Source organism: Enterococcus sp. 9E7_DIV0242 (genome assembly GCF_002140975.2).
GTDB classification, from domain to species: Bacteria; Bacillota; Bacilli; order Lactobacillales; family Enterococcaceae; genus Enterococcus_L; species Enterococcus_L clewellii.
Window position 1 is genome coordinate 3,772,192 of the sequence record NZ_CP147247.1, and the last position, 16,353, is coordinate 3,788,544.

General features: G+C 41.7%; 13 protein-coding genes. 8 read left to right on the plus strand and 5 right to left on the minus strand.

The window, feature by feature from the left end; translation table 11 throughout:
- Position 1: 1 nt before the first annotated feature.
- The 6 genes from yicI to A5888_RS17700 all read left to right on the plus strand — a co-directional run bounded on the left by yicI (position 2) and on the right by A5888_RS17700 (position 8,370).
- Entirely contained in the window at positions 2–2,287 is a 2,286-nt protein-coding gene (gene yicI / locus A5888_RS17675; protein WP_086350952.1) for an alpha-xylosidase, read from the plus strand.
- A gap of 16 nt (positions 2,288–2,303) precedes the next feature.
- Positions 2,304–3,740, plus strand: coding sequence for a glycoside hydrolase family 1 protein (locus tag A5888_RS17680; RefSeq protein WP_086350953.1), 1,437 nt, complete (start codon positions 2,304–2,306; stop codon positions 3,738–3,740).
- Positions 3,741–4,077: 337 nt separating this feature from the next.
- Positions 4,078–5,580: a xylulokinase gene (gene xylB / locus A5888_RS17685; protein WP_086350954.1), complete on the plus strand. Its 1,503-nt coding sequence runs from the start codon at positions 4,078–4,080 to the stop codon at positions 5,578–5,580.
- A gap of 11 nt (positions 5,581–5,591) precedes the next feature.
- Positions 5,592–6,476 (plus strand): ROK family protein, encoded by an 885-nt coding sequence (locus A5888_RS17690; RefSeq protein ID WP_086350955.1) that lies wholly within the window; start codon positions 5,592–5,594, stop codon positions 6,474–6,476.
- Between the two features lie 55 nt (positions 6,477–6,531).
- Complete coding sequence (locus A5888_RS17695; RefSeq protein WP_212647232.1) at positions 6,532–6,942, plus strand: VOC family protein; 411 nt, start codon at positions 6,532–6,534, stop codon at positions 6,940–6,942.
- Between the two features lie 198 nt (positions 6,943–7,140).
- A complete protein-coding gene (locus A5888_RS17700) occupies positions 7,141–8,370 on the plus strand; it encodes a glycosyltransferase (protein ID WP_086350957.1) in 1,230 nt (409 codons plus the stop codon).
- A gap of 129 nt (positions 8,371–8,499) precedes the next feature.
- Here the strand turns inward: A5888_RS17700 and A5888_RS17705 are convergent, their stop codons facing one another.
- The 5 genes from A5888_RS17705 to A5888_RS17725 form a co-directional block, all read right to left on the minus strand.
- Positions 8,500–9,609, minus strand: coding sequence for an ABC transporter ATP-binding protein (locus A5888_RS17705; protein WP_086350958.1), 1,110 nt, complete (start codon positions 9,607–9,609; stop codon positions 8,500–8,502).
- 271 nt (positions 9,610–9,880) lie between these two features.
- Positions 9,881–11,101 carry an ABC transporter permease gene (locus A5888_RS17710; protein WP_086350959.1) on the minus strand — a complete coding sequence of 407 codons (1,221 nt, stop codon included), beginning with the start codon at positions 11,099–11,101 and terminating at the stop codon, positions 9,881–9,883.
- Positions 11,098–11,775, minus strand: a complete 678-nt coding sequence (locus A5888_RS17715) for an ABC transporter ATP-binding protein (protein ID WP_086350960.1) — start codon at positions 11,773–11,775, stop codon at positions 11,098–11,100. Before A5888_RS17715 ends, A5888_RS17710 begins: the two co-directional genes overlap by 4 nt.
- A complete protein-coding gene (locus tag A5888_RS17720) occupies positions 11,768–12,946 on the minus strand; it encodes an efflux RND transporter periplasmic adaptor subunit (RefSeq protein ID WP_086350961.1) in 1,179 nt (392 codons plus the stop codon). Before A5888_RS17720 ends, A5888_RS17715 begins: the two co-directional genes overlap by 8 nt.
- Before the next feature lie 298 nt (positions 12,947–13,244).
- Positions 13,245–14,102, minus strand: a complete 858-nt coding sequence (locus A5888_RS17725; RefSeq protein ID WP_170924909.1) for a PucR family transcriptional regulator — start codon at positions 14,100–14,102, stop codon at positions 13,245–13,247.
- Between the two features lie 412 nt (positions 14,103–14,514).
- Here A5888_RS17725 and A5888_RS17730 point away from each other — a divergent pair, with 412 nt between their 5' ends.
- Positions 14,515–15,189, plus strand: a complete 675-nt coding sequence (locus tag A5888_RS17730) for a response regulator transcription factor (protein WP_086350963.1) — start codon at positions 14,515–14,517, stop codon at positions 15,187–15,189.
- Positions 15,177–16,337: a sensor histidine kinase gene (locus tag A5888_RS17735; protein WP_086350964.1), complete on the plus strand. Its 1,161-nt coding sequence runs from the start codon at positions 15,177–15,179 to the stop codon at positions 16,335–16,337. Before A5888_RS17730 ends, A5888_RS17735 begins: the two co-directional genes overlap by 13 nt.
- Positions 16,338–16,353 lie beyond the last annotated feature (16 nt).

A 16,353-nucleotide genomic window follows, 5' to 3' on the forward strand; every position in this document is an offset into this window, starting at 1 on the left:
TATGAGATTTACAGATGGCTATTGGATGACGAAGGAAGGGTACACGATTCAATCACCGAAAGAAGTATTTACTAGCCAAGAAAGTAAGGATCGTGTGGTCTTGTATGCTCCTTACAAGGCGATCAAGCAACGTGGTGATACCTTGAACATGGGAATGAGCACGATTACATTGACCAGCCCACAGGAGGACATGATTTCTGTTAAGATCGTTCATCATGAGAGGAACAATCAAGGACCGAACTTTCAGCTGGAAACGCGTGAGGTTATCCCTACGATCGCAAAGAGTACGGAAAAAGTATCGATCCAGTCAGGTGCTCTTCGTGCAGAAGCAAGTCTGGATGATAAATTCCAGCTTCGCTTTCTAGGTGATGATAAATTGTTGACGGAATCCAAGTTTGGTGCTCAGGGAGAAATCACACATGTTGATGGGACTCATTACATGAGAGAGCAATTGTCTTTAGGGATCGATGAACTGATTTACGGTCTAGGCGAACGCTTCACGCCATTTATTAAAAATGGACAAACCGTAGATATCTGGAATGAGGATGGCGGAACAGGCAGTGAACAAGCTTACAAAAATATCCCATTTTATATGAGTAGCAATGGCTATGGTGTTTTTGTCAATCATCCTGAAAGGGTTTCCTTTGAAATTGCTTCTGAGAATGTATCGAGAGTTCAGTTTAGCGTTGAGGGAGAAGCACTGGAATATATCATTATTTATGGTCCGACACCAAAAGAAATTCTGGAAAAATATACGAATTTGACAGGTAAGCCCTCCTTGCCGCCAGCTTGGTCTTTTGGTTTATGGTTGTCAACCTCATTCACAACGGACTACAGTGAAAAGACAGTCATGAGTTTTATTGATGGGATGCTGGAGCGAGATATCCCTCTGGAAGTTTTCCATTTTGATTGTTTCTGGATGAAGGCCTTTGAATGGTGCAGTTTCAAATGGGATGATGAGTTATTTCCAGATCCTAGAGGGATGATTCAGCGTATTCATGATAAAGGGATTAAGGTCTGTGTTTGGATCAATCCGTATATTGGTCAGAAATCACCTTTGTTTGAAGAAGCAAAAACGAATGGGTATTTTTTAAAGCAAGCGGACGGTAATGTTTGGCAATGGGACATGTGGCAAGCGGGACAAGGGATTGTTGACTTTACGAATCCCGAAGCTGTGAAGTGGTACCAAGGGCATCTATCTGACCTTTTGGATATGGGTGTGGACAGCTTCAAGACCGATTTTGGCGAACGGATTCCAACCGATGCTGTGTATTTCGATGGCTCTGATCCTAAAAAGGCTCATAACTATTACAGCTATCTATACAATGAAGCAGTCTTCTCTCTGCTGGAAGAGAAAAAAGGAAAGAACGAAGCAGTTCTATTTGCTCGTTCCGGCACAGTGGGGTCACAGAAATTCCCAGTGCATTGGGGTGGGGACAATCTTTCTGAATATGTGTCGATGACAGAAACACTGCGAGGGGGATTATCCTTCCTCCTTTCAGGCTTTGGCTTTTGGAGTCATGACATCGGCGGCTTTGAAGAGAATGCCTCTGCGGATATTTACAAACGCTGGACACAGTTTGGGCTACTTTCTACACATAGTCGTTATCATGGGAATATTCAGTACCGTGTGCCGTGGTTATATGATGAAGAAGCGGTGGATGTGACCAGAACCTTTACACAATTGAAGCTTCGTTTGATGCCGTATCTTTATCAACAGGCCGTTTATACAGCTAAAAGCGGTGTGCCGATGATGCGTCCGCTGTTTATGGAGTATACACAGGATCGCAATGCTTATTATGTGGATAAACAATATTTCTTAGGCGATTCGCTGATGGTTGCCCCTGTCTTTACAGAAACCGGTGAGGTCGATTATTACTTACCGGAAGGGAGATGGACGCAGCTATTGACGAATGATTATCGCCAAGTAACTGAAAATGGGCAGTGGCTCAATGAAACCCATGACTATTTACAGTTGCCTGTCTGGGTAAAAGAGAATACAATTTTAGTGACAGGTCATACAACTCAGATGAGTGTTGTCTATGATTATGAAGACTCAGCCGCGATTCATTGCTACCAGTTATCGGATGGAACACATTATCAGGAAATCGTCGATAGCAATGGAACGGTTGTTGGAAGCATCAGCATAGAACGTCAGGCAAACCAGCTTCAGGTACAAGCGAAGGGCTTGACTGGAAGAACGCAGCTCTATTTCCACGAGGAAAGCCAAATAAAGGAAGTAGAACTGACAGAGGTAAAAATGACCATTGACCTGATCTCAGAATAAATTGGAGGACAAGCAAGTGGAGCATAAACAACTGGATCAATTTCCAAAGGATTTTTTATGGGGCTCAGCCTCAGCTGCTTATCAAGTAGAGGGTGGTTGGAACGAAGACGGAAAAGGGATTTCCGTCTGGGATGAATTTGTTCGAATTCCTGGTAAAACGTTTAAAGGGACAAATGGTGACACTGCGGTCGATCATTACCATCGCTATAAAGAAGATGTGGCTTTGATGAAGGAACAGGGATTGAAGGCTTATCGTTTTTCGGTGGCATGGACGAGAATTTTTCCAAATGGTCGGGGGGAAATCAATCAAGCTGGACTCCAGTTCTATATCGATCTAGTCGATGAGCTGTTGGAAAACGAAATTGAACCGGTGTTGACACTCTATCATTGGGATTTGCCTCAAGCGTTGCAGGAGGAGTACCAAGGTTGGGAATCCAGAAAAATCATAGAAGATTTTACCAACTATGCGGCAGTTCTATTTGAGACCTTCAAAGGAAAAGTCAACTATTGGGTCAGCTTGAATGAACAGAATATTTTTGTTACTCATGGATACTTGATAGCTAGTCATCCACCGGCAGTGCAAGATCCTAAAAGGATGTATCAGGCCAATCATTATGCGAATCTGGCCAATGCAGCTGTGATCAAGAAGTTTCATGAGATGAATATGCCCGGGATGATTGGTCCGAGCTTCGCTTATGGTCCGAATTATTCTGTCAATAGCGATCCTAAAAATGTATTGTCTGCAGAGGATGCAGAAGATTTGAATGCACATCTGTGGCTAGATGTTTATGTTTTTGGAGAGTATCCGATTGCTGCATTCAAATATCTTGAGGAACAAGGCTTAGCACCAACGATCGAAGCAGGTGATAGTGAACTATTGAAAGCAGGTAAGCCTGATTTTATCGGTATTAATTATTACCAAACAAATACAGTTGCATTTAATCCAATTGATGGGGTCGGTATGGGAAAAATGAACACAACGGGAGAAAAAGGCTCAACAGAAGAGTCTGGGATACCGGGCGTGTTCAAACGTGTGGAAAATCCATTTGTTGAGCGGACAAACTGGGATTGGGAAATTGATCCGGAAGGGTTGCGTATTGGCTTGAGACGCTTGACCAGTCGGTATCGTATGCCGATTCTCATTACTGAGAACGGGTTGGGCGAATACGATCAGCTGACAGAAGATAAGGAGATTCACGATACGTATCGAATCGACTACCTGAAGCAGCATATCCATGCGATTCAGGAAGCCATCACAGATGGGGCAACGGTTTTAGGATACTGTACATGGTCTTATACTGATTTGCTTAGTTGGTTGAATGGCTATCAAAAGCGCTATGGATTTGTCTATGTGGATCAAGATGAAACACAAAATGGTTCGTTGGCACGTTACAAAAAAGATAGTTTTTATTGGTACAAGGAAGTTATCCAGTCAAATGGAGAAAAACGATAAAAGTTGGCAGGGGAGAATAGGCAGTAGCTACTTTTCGTACAGCAAGAAACAGGACGAACGCTTTCTTGCATACTTAGAAGGAAAGGGTGCGTCTAGCTATTAGAGGTAGATCATCCACTCTGATTGTTACTTGTCAAATCCCCTCCCGCTAGAAGTAAAAAGCAGATTGATACAAAGGTCATTTGATTTTATCACCGACAGGAATCAGAGTATGGTTCCGCGATTCGGATGTGCGAAATCAGAATAAGGGACTGTCCCATAGTAGTTTTACGGGCAGTCTTCCCTTTGGATCAGTCTTTCTTTTTGAAAATAAGGACAAGTAGATAGGAGTGAAAGGATGAGTTATGTAATTGGCATCGATCTGGGAACTGGGTCAGTGAAGGGGCTTGTTTTAGATAAAAAAGGTACAGTGATCGAACAGGCGACGGAGGATTATCCGTTGCTTCATCCTCATAAAGGGTATAGTGAGCAACGACCATCAGATTGGATCAAAGGAACAAAGCAGGTTTTGTCGACACTGATTGCTAGACAACCACAGCTGAAAGCAGAGCTTGCCGGAATCAGTATTTCTGGTCAAATGCACAGTCTGGTTTTATTAGACAAGCAGGGAGAACCACTGCGTCATGCGATTCTTTGGAATGATGTCCGAACAACCGCCCAGTGTCAGGAAATCACTGATGTCTTAGGAGAGAAGCTGTTGGAGAAGACGAAGAATCTTGCACTGGAAGGCTTCACCTTGCCAAAGCTGCTATGGGTAAAGGAGCATGAGCCCGAGAATTGGCGAAATGCCGCTCGGTTCTTACTACCGAAAGACTATTTGGCCTACTGGTTGACAGGAAATCAACAGATGGAGCTTTCGGATGCGGCAGGAACCCTCCTGTTAAATGTGACAGAAAAGAAATGGGATAGGGTAATTTCTGAACAGTTTGGTATCCGTGATGAATTGCTTCCACCTTTGGTACAATCGATGGACCATGTGGGGGATATCCAATCGAGTATTTGTGAGATGCTAGGCATCGAAGGTCAGGTTCGTGTATTTGCCGGCGGAGCGGACAATGCCTGTGCAGCACTTGGTGCAGGAATTATTGAAGAGGACCGAGCAATGTGCAGTATTGGTACATCTGGGGTGTTTTTATCCTACGAAGGTCAGACAGAACGACAATACAACGGCAAGCTGCACTATTTTAATCATGTGATCAAGGACAGCTATTATTCTATGGGTGTAACGTTGGCTGCTGGTCAAAGTTTGACATGGTATAAGGACACCTTTGATGCAGAGGATTCCTTCGATCAATTGATTGCAGAGGCTGAAACCAGTGATATTGGTGGGAATGGTTTATTGTTTACGCCTTACATCATGGGGGAACGCACGCCTCATGTGGACAGTCAGATCCGCGGTAGCTTCCTTGGTATGGATGCAGGTCAGAGAAGAGCGGACTTTACTCGGGCTGTATTAGAGGGGATCACGTTTTCTTTGAAAGACAGTCAGGCCTTGATGCAGAAGATTGCAAAAAAAGAGTTTCGTGAGGTGATTTCTGTTGGAGGCGGTGCGAAAAGTGCTCTCTGGCTACAAATCCAAGCGGATATATTTAATACGAAGATTCGTACATTGAAGACAGAGCAGGGGCCAGGCCTGGGAGCAGCTATGATTGCTGCAATGGGGCTCCGCTGGTTTGATTCAATCGAGCAATGTGTAGCAGCTTTTGTAGCCTATGAAAAGGAATATTTTCCGATTTCCGAAAATGTACAATTATACGAGAAAATTTATGCTATTTATAGACAAGCGTATGGTCAAACGAAAGAGCTGTGTCATCAACTTTTAGCAGTTTCTAAGGACTAGTGGGAGGGCATATGGGAATTTTAGCATTTGATATTGGCGGTAGTGCAGTAAAATATGGATTTTGGGAAAAGGATAGGCTTGTGAGGCAGCAGGCGTTTTCACTTCCGAAAGACTGGAAAGCGATGACCACGGAGCTAAACGCTGTTTTTGAGCAAATCAGCCAAGAGCACGAGATAACTGGTGTGGCACTAAGTGCACCAGGCTTGGTGAATGAGACTATAGGACAAATTCAAGGCATCAGTGCTGTCCCTTATATCCATCATTTTCCTATTCAGCAGGAGTTATCGGAATTGTTTGGTGTTCCAGTTACGATGGAAAACGACGCCAATTGCGCGGCTTTGGCGGAGGTCTGGCTAGGTGCCGCAAAGGATGCAGAGCACTGCCTATTCTTTGTAATTGGGACTGGCGTTGGCGGGTCAGTGATCCTCAATCGTAAGTTATTCAAAGGTCAAAATCTATTTGGTGGTGAGTTTGGTTATATGTTTTTGAACGATTCGGCTTCATTGAGTGATCTGGGCAGTTCAGTCAAAGCGGTGAAAAAATACAATCAGCTGACGAAAGAAGACATTCATGGACAAGAGTTGTTTGAGCGTGCAGAAGCAGGCGATCCGTTGGCAGACGAGCTTGCGGAAAAGTTCTATCGAGCTGTGGCGCTGGGGATTTATAACCTTCTGGTTTGCTTTGATCCAGGACTTATTGTGCTGGGTGGTGGCGTGTCTGCAAACAAAGTGGTACTAAAGCAAATCAAGAAACACTTGAATCGGATTTTACTGGAAAGAAGCGTAACAGCTATGACTTACAGGCTTGAAGCGTGTGTTTTTGGGAATGATGCAAATTTAATTGGTGCAGTGTATCATCATATGGAAACAGTTGGAAAGCACGAGATATATTGTTAGAAATGATTACGTTGAACTGATATTATGAGAGTATCTTAAGTGAGGAGGTATGATTATGGCATCTTCAAAAATTATTCCATTTTTAACATTCCCGGCGACGGCAGAGGAAGCAATGACATTTTATGAGGAGAGCTTTCCAAACGCTAAAATAACACATTTAGTACGTTACGATGAGCAGGTTCCAAATACATCATCTGAAATGATTGGCAAGGTTTTGAATGGTGGTCTTAGCTTTCAAGGGCAAGAACTATTTTTCATGGATATGGACCCAGAAGCTGCACCCGCTTTTAGCTGGGCAACCTCATTGTATATAAAATGTGTGGATGAATCGGAGTTCGATGTTATTTTTAATCACCTTTCCAAAGAGGGTACCGTGATGATGGGACCGGAACCTATTTTAGATTTACGCAAGGTTTCTTGGGTCACAGATAAATATGGTGTTACTTGGCAGCTAGTTTGGGAATAGCGGTTTTCAGGTACGCTTAGACATAATCGATGAGTTAGAAAAACACGGGCAGAGATGTCGGTGTTTTTTCTACAGGAAGGGAATGAAGTAGGCAAAAACTCCTTGCTGTGAATTCAAAACTAAATTACACTATAGGGAAAGAAGGACATGCTTTGTCAGATAGTAAAGATATGGCATGAATAGAATGAGGGCAGAGATATGGATACGATACTGTTTGCACCGGAAACAATCAATCTAGCTGAAACGACTCGGATGATCGAGACAGCAAAAGCTGTTCGAGCGCGAGGTGAGCACTGTCTATTTATTGCCTATTCTGAAAAATTTTCAGGACTTATTGAGGCTGCGGGATTCAAGCTCACCTATCTTCACCCGAAGACAACAGAAAAGATGGCCGAAGAAATGCTTCGGTTCGATCAGTTTAAAACGCTGAAAAACCCTTTTTCAAAAGAACTGATGGAACAACGGGTAGCCAACGAAATTGATTTTATCAACCAACATAACGTTACGAAAATCGTTACAGGAACATCCATGAGTATCTTTTTATCTGCCAGAATTTGTCGGGTCCCGTTATTTTATATCAAACCATTTGCATACTCTCGACCGCAAATCGAAGCGGGGAATATGTTTGAAAGCACTCTGCTAAATAGAGGAATGCGAGCAATAGCTTTAAGACTAACGTATATTCCTAAAATGTTTCGACAGGTGGAAAAGAAATATGGAATAACTATTTTTAAGAAAACACTTGAGCTTTTCGATGGTGACTTCAACCTGGTTACAACGATTCCGACTTTAACCGGTGTGGAGCAGTTGCCAGTAGATTACCAATATGTCGGGTTTATGTATGCCAACCTCCCCGGGAAGATTCCAGAAGAGATTTATATACTGAAAAAGCAGATCAGGCCCCTGGTATATTTTTCAATGGGCAGCTCCTCCAATCGAAAGCTAGTGGAGAAATTTTTGACCGTTTTGGCGAAGCTTCCTTATATCTTCGTGTGCCCGATTGCATATTATGTACCGGAATTCAAAAATAAGAAATATGCGGAAAATATTTATATCTATGATTGGTTACCGACAGAGCAAATGAATAAGTTGATTGATTTTTCTATAATCCATGGTGGCGAAGGAACTGTACAGACTGCCTGCATGTCTGGGAAACCTTTTATTGGATTGGGTCTGCAAATGGAACAAAGGTATAATCTACGCTTGTGTGAGATATATGGCAATGCGATTCAGATAAGGAAAAGGGATATCTCTGTTCAATCACTAACAGAAAAATGCGAACGATTGCTTCAAGATTCACAGATGATCGATTGCGCAAAGAAATTAAAAGAGCAAATACTTACGAGAGAACCCAGTACAGAATATGCAGCTAGAATCATCTGTAGTGCAGGATCAGAAATGGATAGGCTGATGAATGAAAAATTTTAAAAGATGGATGATCTGGTTTTATTTTAAGAATAGGAAGTACTTTTAACACGATAGGCCACAAAGGTAGTCGTGTTTTTTGTGTAAAAAAAGACCTCCCGCCGAAGCGAGAAGGTCTAGGGGACCCGTTAATTAAGGTAATGTAATAACAAGCTCTGAATCTTTGTCGAAGAAATGACTCTTATTCAGATTGAATGCCAAGTTGATTGTTTCACCTGGCGTATGCAACTCACGTGCATCGACTTTAGAAACAAATTCATGATCGCCAACTTTTGTATAAAGCATTGTTTCAGCTCCTAAAAGCTCAGACACAACGATTTCTGCACGAACGACTGTTTCAGGTGCTGCTTCCAGTGCGATTGGCTCACTGTGGATATCTTCCGGACGAATACCAAAGACCAAATCTTTTCCTTCATAGCCTTTTTGAACAAGCATTTTATTTTGGCCTTCCGGTAATCTCAGATTCAAGTCTTTTCCATCCGTAATCACGCCATTGTTCAATGTTACGTTGAAGAAGTTCATTGCTGGAGAACCGATAAAGCCTGCAACAAAGATATTTTTTGGTGTATCGTATACTTCTTTAGGAGAACCGATTTGTTGAACGATTCCATCTTTCATGATAACGATTCTATCGGCCATCGTCATCGCTTCTGTTTGGTCATGGGTTACATAGATTGTTGTTGTTTCCAAGCGACGGTGCAATTTTGCAATTTCCGCACGCATGGCAACACGTAGCTTAGCATCCAAGTTAGATAAAGGCTCATCCATTAGGAAGACTTTTGCATCACGAACGATTGCACGGCCTAAGGCTACCCGTTGGCGCTGACCACCGGAAAGTGCTGCTGGTTTACGATTCAGGTATTCTGTTAAACCAAGAATGTCTGCCGCATTTTCCACACGTTTTTTGATTTCCGCTTTGTCATATTTACGAAGCTTCAGTCCGAATGCCATATTGTCAAATACAGTCATGTGAGGATATAGTGCGTAGTTCTGGAATACCATTGCGATGTCACGGTCTTTCGGTGCCACATCATTCATTACTTTGTCGCCAATGATCAGTTCGCCTTCTGAAATATCCTCTAATCCGGCAATCATACGTAACGTTGTTGATTTACCGCATCCGGAAGGGCCTACGAAGACAATGAACTCGCGATCCGCGATATCTAAATTGAAGTCTGTTACTGAATATCTTTCAGCATTATCATATTTTTTATGGACACTTTTTAAAGCGATTTCTACCATGAGTCTTTTCCTCTTTTCTCTTGTTTTTGATAGGTTCAGTATATCTGAAAGCGGTATCTTTCAACAATGGTATATTGCCCAAGAAACACTTTAAAATTTCGGCACATTGCCGAAAGAGGATATTCAAGAATGTTTTTCGTAAAATATAGCAAGTTGAAATGAGCGTTACTGAGAGAGTTTGCTTTATAAGTCTGTAAAAAAAGGAATACAAAGAAAAGTCAGAAGCAAGCGAAGGTCAATCTATCCTCGCCGTTTCTGACTTTTCTTATGGCTATTTTAAAATATCAATCAATTCTTTTTTTGCTGCGCTAGAGGCAGGAAGGTAGCTAAAGGCGACACCAATCAATACAGAGGTAGTGATGGCAATCATGACCGTTGGCAGATCAGGTGCAACTGAGAAGGGGAGCATCAGTGAGACAGCAGCTGCAATCAGCATACCAAGAAGATAGCCGATAAGCCCGCCCGTGAGTGTCAAAGCGATCCCTTCATTTAAAAATTGACGCTTGATTTCTTTGCTAGTAGCGCCCAATGCCCGCCGAATCCCAATTTCTTTCGTTCTTTCCGCGACAGAGATATACATCATGTTCATGACACCAACTCCGGCAATAAATAGAGAGATACCGGCAACCAGTGAAATGAAGAGCGTTAAATTATTCAACATGTCGCCGAGCCCCTTCATTTCCGCCATAGGATCGTATGCTTGATATTCTCCTATTGCACGTAAATCCCCATTGGCATTCAGCTGAGCCAGCACCTGCCCCATGACCGCATCATAAGAACTATTTTTTTTCATCTTGAGTATGACAGATGTTTCCTCGGTTTTGTTTCCTTGATAGAATGTATAAGTTTTGGGTGGAAAGAATGCTAATGGTTCATAATTGGTAGGAGAGATATCTCCTGATACATTTTGGGTGATACCGACGATCGTATAGATTTGATTGCCAAGCTGAAATCCTTTACCCAATGCCTGTTCGATCGAATCATATAGACGCGTAGCAACGACTTCATCTATGACTGTTACTTTATTGAGCGTGTCACTATCAGCTTTGTTTAGGCTACGTCCAGCTAATAGTGCGACAGGTTTTTCAAGTGCGTTAGTATTTTCTACAAGTTGAGCAGAGAGGGACAACTTCTTGTTTTTCGCGATAAAGTTGAGTGAAACACTACCATTGTCTTTGCTCATTCGATAATAATCAACAGAGGCAACACCGGGCGTACTTTGGATAATTTCCAGATCGGCTTTAGAGATTCCTTTATCTAAACTCATCAGGTCATTGACATTGAAATAGTTGAGGTTGATATAGCGCGTATTTGGTTCATTATCAACGACATTCATTGTAGACAGGATATTGCGCTTGAAGCCATTACCGATTGCGACAATAGTGATTACGGAAGCAATCCCGATAATGATTCCGATCATTGTCAACAAACTGCGGCGCTTATTTTTTATGATTGATCGAAAGGCTGTTTTCCAGATAATCGAGCTTCTCATACAGGTACCTCCTCTTCCGAGAGTTCTCCGTCACGTACTTTAAACAGACGCGTACAATATAGGACTGTTTCTGGATCATGAGTGACTAGAATAATGGTCACCCCTTCGTCGTTCAGCTGCTTGAACAATTTCATGATTTCATCTGTCGTATGTGTATCTAGCGCCCCTGTCGGTTCATCTGCAATAATAAAACTCGGAGAATTGATGATTGCGCGAGCAACAGCAACTCGCTGCTGCTGACCACCGGAAAGTTGCTTAGGATAATAATCACCTTTATCTGCCAATCCGACTTTAGCTAGCATTTGCTGCACATGGATCTTTGTTTCCTTAGGACTTGCCCCACCATATAGTAGTGGCAGCTCTACGTTTTCAGAAACTGTCAGATTTTCGATCAGACTGAAATTTTGAAAAACAAACCCAACAGAGCGGTTGCGAATTTGAGAAAGATCGCCATCTTTATAATGCTCAACTCTTGTTCCTTCAAAAAGGTAGCTACCTTCGAATGTACGATCAATAAAGCCTAATAAATTGATCAATGTTGATTTCCCGGAACCTGAAGGTCCCATGATTGCAGCAAAATCTCCCTTTTCTATGGTCAGGTTAATATTTTTCAATACTTGTAGCTCTTCTTCTCCGGTGTGATAAAATTTATTGATTTGATTGAGGCTAATCATTGTTGATCACCTTGATTTCTGCATCGGATTTCACTGCTTCATCGGGTTCTTCGATAATCTTATCCTTTTCTTTTAGACCGGATTCGATAATTTTTCGTCCATTTTTGATAGTTGTCGTGATGGCTGTCTTTTTTGTTTTGCCAGAGTGATATAGAAACACATACTCCTGATCTTTTTCATGGACGATGGCACTTTCAGGAATGATCAACTGTTGCTGGTTGATTTGAACTGTTGCTGTGCGGTCGTTGCTCCAGTTAAAGTCCCCATTGACGGTAAAAAGATAGGTAGCAGTATTAGTTTCAGCTGGCACGCCAACATTTTTTTCGGAAAATGAGTTGATTGCGGCAATGCTGCCGCCTGCTTTTTGATCGGTGCCGATCGTTGAGACCTCGACTTCCTGTCCGACAGCCAGCTTATCCAAATCATATTCAGTTACTTCGGCTTGTATTTGTTTTTCTTTACTGGAAATTTGAATAACTGGAACTTCGGAAGAGTTTTTTCCTTGTTCGTTTATTGAGATAATGCCGTCAACAGGAGCGGTAATTACGGTTGATGCTTTTTTCTGCTGGATACCAAGCAGTTCATTAGCTCCGGCGGCTTGTGTTTGAGCTGTTTCAACGGCTTGTTGTGCTTGCCGCAGTTGATCTTCAGCTGTTGCCAGCTCAGCCTGAAGGGAGACTCTTTTTTCTGTAAATAATTCTTTTTCTTCTGGTGTAACAGTCGTTAGTTTCTTTTGATTTTCTGCCAGCTGATTATAAATCGTATTGTATTGAACTTGAGCGGCGTTGACATTTTGAGCCGCTTGAGCTGCTGCAAGATCGAACTGACTGATTTGATTTTGCTGAGTCGAAAGCTCTTCTTCAATATTGCTGTTTTGATACTGAATGATTGCTTCTCCTGCATGAATTTCTTGCCCGTTTGAAACAGGGATTTCTGAAATTTTCCCATGTTCAGGCTCTAGGTAAATGGATTGAAGCTGACGTGGAATTACTTTCCCTTTAAGAATCAACGGATCTGCTTTTTTTACTGTATATAGGGTATAGCCTTCTTCCGCTTCTCCTTTGGTCAAGGTGGAAAAAAGAAATACAGCGGTGCCGACCCCGGCTGCCGCGAATAGAGCAAGGGAAATTTTTTTCTTTTTAGATGTACGTTCTCCAAATCTTTTTTTCATGTCATCCTCCTGATAATGAAGTACTTTTTCCTTCATCAAATTATGGAAGATAGAGTGTTGGACAGCCATTGATTGACATAACAAAGGACTAACAATTTTGAAAGAGTTGACATGAGGGGAGATGATTGGATTATAGATTGACTCGTGATAGCAGATGTTTAACGAACGTAAGTAGTTGATAATTTGAAAATGAGAAAGATCTTTTAAGTCTTTGCATAGGTTGCGACGAGTGCAAAGAAAAAGCAGAAGAGGACACTCATTTCAAGTGTCCCCTCCTGAGTAGGCTATCATGTCTGCCTTAGTGATTCAACAATAAGTAACAAAGAATCAAATCATCTGTATTTTTCAGCTGCATACCAGTGTTTTCCTGGAATTTTTCTAAGCGGTATTGGAGTGTATTCCGGTGCATAAACAGCTCTTTGGCAGTAGAGCTGAGGTTGCCTTGATTTGTCCATAGCGTTTGAATGATTTCCTTCATTTCGTCATCAATCCGCCACTCCTCCTTCATGGAGCGAGTCAGACTGCTTTTTGCCAATGCTTCTTTTGTGAAGTAATGAAGTGCCACATCAGCAATACCAAAAACTTTTTTTCGTTTGATTTGCAGCGCCTCTTCTTTAAAAATCGCCTGTTCTTCTTCAAACAAGGTGGCAAAGTCCTTCGTGCTGTCATGAAAGCCGCCGACAAAGACACGACTAGTTGTTTCAAAGTCATCGTCGAGGGTCAGAAAAATCCCTTCAAGTTCTTCCTTGCTTAACGAATGCTTTGTTTGCTCCTCTACTAAAATTGCTTGTTGGTCCGTTAGAAAAAAGAAGTCTACGGTATTGGGAAAAATCCCTTCGATATGCTCTTTCCATACATCTGCCAAGAAACTTTTCGGAGTCTGTAGCAAGAGTTGAATAACGCGGAATCGCCCGTTCTCTTCCAGTACTTTCTGTTGGAATAAAATCTGATACCAAAGATGCTTGCCGTCTACTAGCGATTCGGGCGTTTCAGCTGCTAAGATGGTCAATAAAGCGATTTCCTTTTTCGACAGCGTATTTTTTTTAAGCCAAAGATAACCATCTGCCTCTGGAATGGATAGGTAGTCATGATCGGATGACGGATGATTGTGATGCACCGCTTCCGGATAGATCGTCTGTAGGTTTGTTCTGTTCAAAATCAAACACCTCATTTATTGTTAGGTGAATCGTACGAAAGCATTTGCTTAGATAATGACGATTCATTTCTTTCCTATTTCGTTTGTTCTTTTTATATCCTAGAAAAAAGGGTTGTTGAAGATTAGAGTGTATCTAAAAGTTTAAACAGACCCTATTTTTTTACTAGATGATTCCCGATTAAAAATAGTCTATCATAGATGACTTAAAAAGGTAAGTTTCCTCAAAAACATATCTAGTGAAAGTAGGAAGTGATGCTATATAGGAGTAACCTTAAGAGGTTTTGAAAAGTCTGGCTTTTATTTTAACTCAAGCACTTCTATTTTCTAGACGATTATTGGTCATAACTAATAGTGAAAATATAGAGAATTGAACGGTATAATAAGAAGGACTGAAAAAAGGAGCGTGAGCGGTGTGCAGAAAAAGCTATTGATCATTGATGATGAAAAGGATTTGCTTGAAACGCTGAAAACCTACTTCGAATTATCGGGTTATTGTGTATTTACCGCAGAGAATGGTATAGAAGGGCTGCAGCTTTTAAATAAGAAACCGGATTTGATTCTTCTGGATGTTACAATGCCGGAGATGGATGGCCTTCGTTTTTGTAAGGAAATCAGAGAGGTCGTCCATGTACCGATTATTTTCTTGTCAGCAAAAATTGATCAGACTAGCCGAATGGAAGGTTTAGTTGCCGGAGGCGATGACTATTTATTAAAGCCGTTTGGTTTAGAGGAATTGGCACTACGGATCGAGGTGCATCTTCGCAGAGAAAATCGGACGAAGCAAGAAGAATCGATCGCCTACTTTGGAGATCTGAGCTTTTTTTATCAACGCAAAGAGCTGCGTTACCAAGGAGAGAAAATTCAATTGACCAAAACAGAGTATGAGATTGCGGCCTATCTTTCTTTACGAAAAGGGCAGGTTTATACAAAGGAACAGATTTACGAGTATCTATGGGGCTTTGATAAAGAAGGGAATAGTGAGATCATCACAGAGCATGTTCGAAGAATACGGGCAAAAATCAAGAAAATCAGCTCAAAAGAAGTTATTCAGACAGTTTGGGGGATGGGCTATAAATGGATTGGTTAGATGAACAATTGCAGCGGATTCGGCTGACAAATAAGAAGCTGCAGGCCAGCCTATTTCTATATCTTCTTGCAGGTCTGCTACTGGCGATATTTGCTTATGGATTGACAGTTAGTTTTTGTGTGGGCTGGGAACGTTTGTTGTTGAATGAAACGCAAACAATGGAGCATTTCACTGATATCTTTACGCGTTCCTACACACAGGATGTTTCAAATGAGGCTGCGAGGGCTGTGGCAATTCTTCGAGTAGTCCGACGTTTCAATTTGATTGTCTATATTCTTTTGGCGATTGGCTGGAGCAGTCGTCAATTTTACCAAGAAAAAATTCGTCAACCATTATTGATTATGGAAGAGACGATTAGAGGAATACAGCGAAAGGATCTTTCGATAGCCTGTGAGTATAGAAGTGGCGATGAATTTGAGGACATTTGTTCCGGAGTAGAGGAAATGCGGCGTCAATTAATAGAAGATCAGCGTCAAATCGTACAATTTCATGGGGAGCAACGCCAAGTCAATGCCGCTTTTGCGCATGATATTCGGACACCATTAGCAGTGATTCAGAACAATGTCGAGTTGATTCGAGCGTTTTACCCCTCTGGAAAAATGACAGAGACGAAGATGGATGAGTCATTGGATAAAATAGATCGTCATCTTCAGCGGCTGAAAGATTTCACTTTTACGATGCAGGAAATCCAGAAAATTGATGAAATCAATCTGGTAAGAGAGTATCAAAAAACAGAAGTTTTGCTGCAGACGATCAAGGAAATTGGTGAAGCAATTGTTACTAAGGTATTTGATATTCAGGTAACAGAACCGATTCCGAAAAAAGTGACAATTGATTTGCAGATTATTTCTCAAGTAATGGAAAATCTATTAACGAATGCTAACCGATTTGCGAAAAAGCGAGTAACTGTGACGATCCAAGTGGAGGCATCCTATCTATTGATTTTCGTACATGACGATGGTAAAGGATTTTCAAAAGAAGAAATCACTAAAGCGACAGAGCCGTACTATTCGAGAGACAAACAAAAACATTTTGGCATGGGCCTGACTATCAGTCAAACCTTGGCCCAGAAGCATGGAGGCGTGTTGAAGTTGTCGAATGCAGTCAATGGCGGAGCCGTAACTTCTGCAACTTTTTCAATTATATAGGGAATTTATAGATATT

Coding starts and splice junctions, on each gene's coding strand:
- A5888_RS17735 (WP_086350964.1), top strand. CDS start 15,177: ATGGATTGGTTAGATGAACAATTGCAGCGGATTCGGCTGACAAATAAG.
- xylB (WP_086350954.1), top strand. CDS start 4,078: ATGAGTTATGTAATTGGCATCGATCTGGGAACTGGGTCAGTGAAGGGG.
- A5888_RS17705 (WP_086350958.1), bottom strand. CDS start 9,609: ATGGTAGAAATCGCTTTAAAAAGTGTCCATAAAAAATATGATAATGCT.
- yicI (WP_086350952.1), top strand. CDS start 2: ATGAGATTTACAGATGGCTATTGGATGACGAAGGAAGGGTACACGATT.
- A5888_RS17715 (WP_086350960.1), bottom strand. CDS start 11,775: ATGATTAGCCTCAATCAAATCAATAAATTTTATCACACCGGAGAAGAA.
- A5888_RS17695 (WP_212647232.1), top strand. CDS start 6,532: ATGGCATCTTCAAAAATTATTCCATTTTTAACATTCCCGGCGACGGCA.
- A5888_RS17720 (WP_086350961.1), bottom strand. CDS start 12,946: ATGAAAAAAAGATTTGGAGAACGTACATCTAAAAAGAAAAAAATTTCC.
- A5888_RS17690 (WP_086350955.1), top strand. CDS start 5,592: ATGGGAATTTTAGCATTTGATATTGGCGGTAGTGCAGTAAAATATGGA.
- A5888_RS17710 (WP_086350959.1), bottom strand. CDS start 11,101: ATGAGAAGCTCGATTATCTGGAAAACAGCCTTTCGATCAATCATAAAA.
- A5888_RS17700 (WP_086350957.1), top strand. CDS start 7,141: ATGGATACGATACTGTTTGCACCGGAAACAATCAATCTAGCTGAAACG.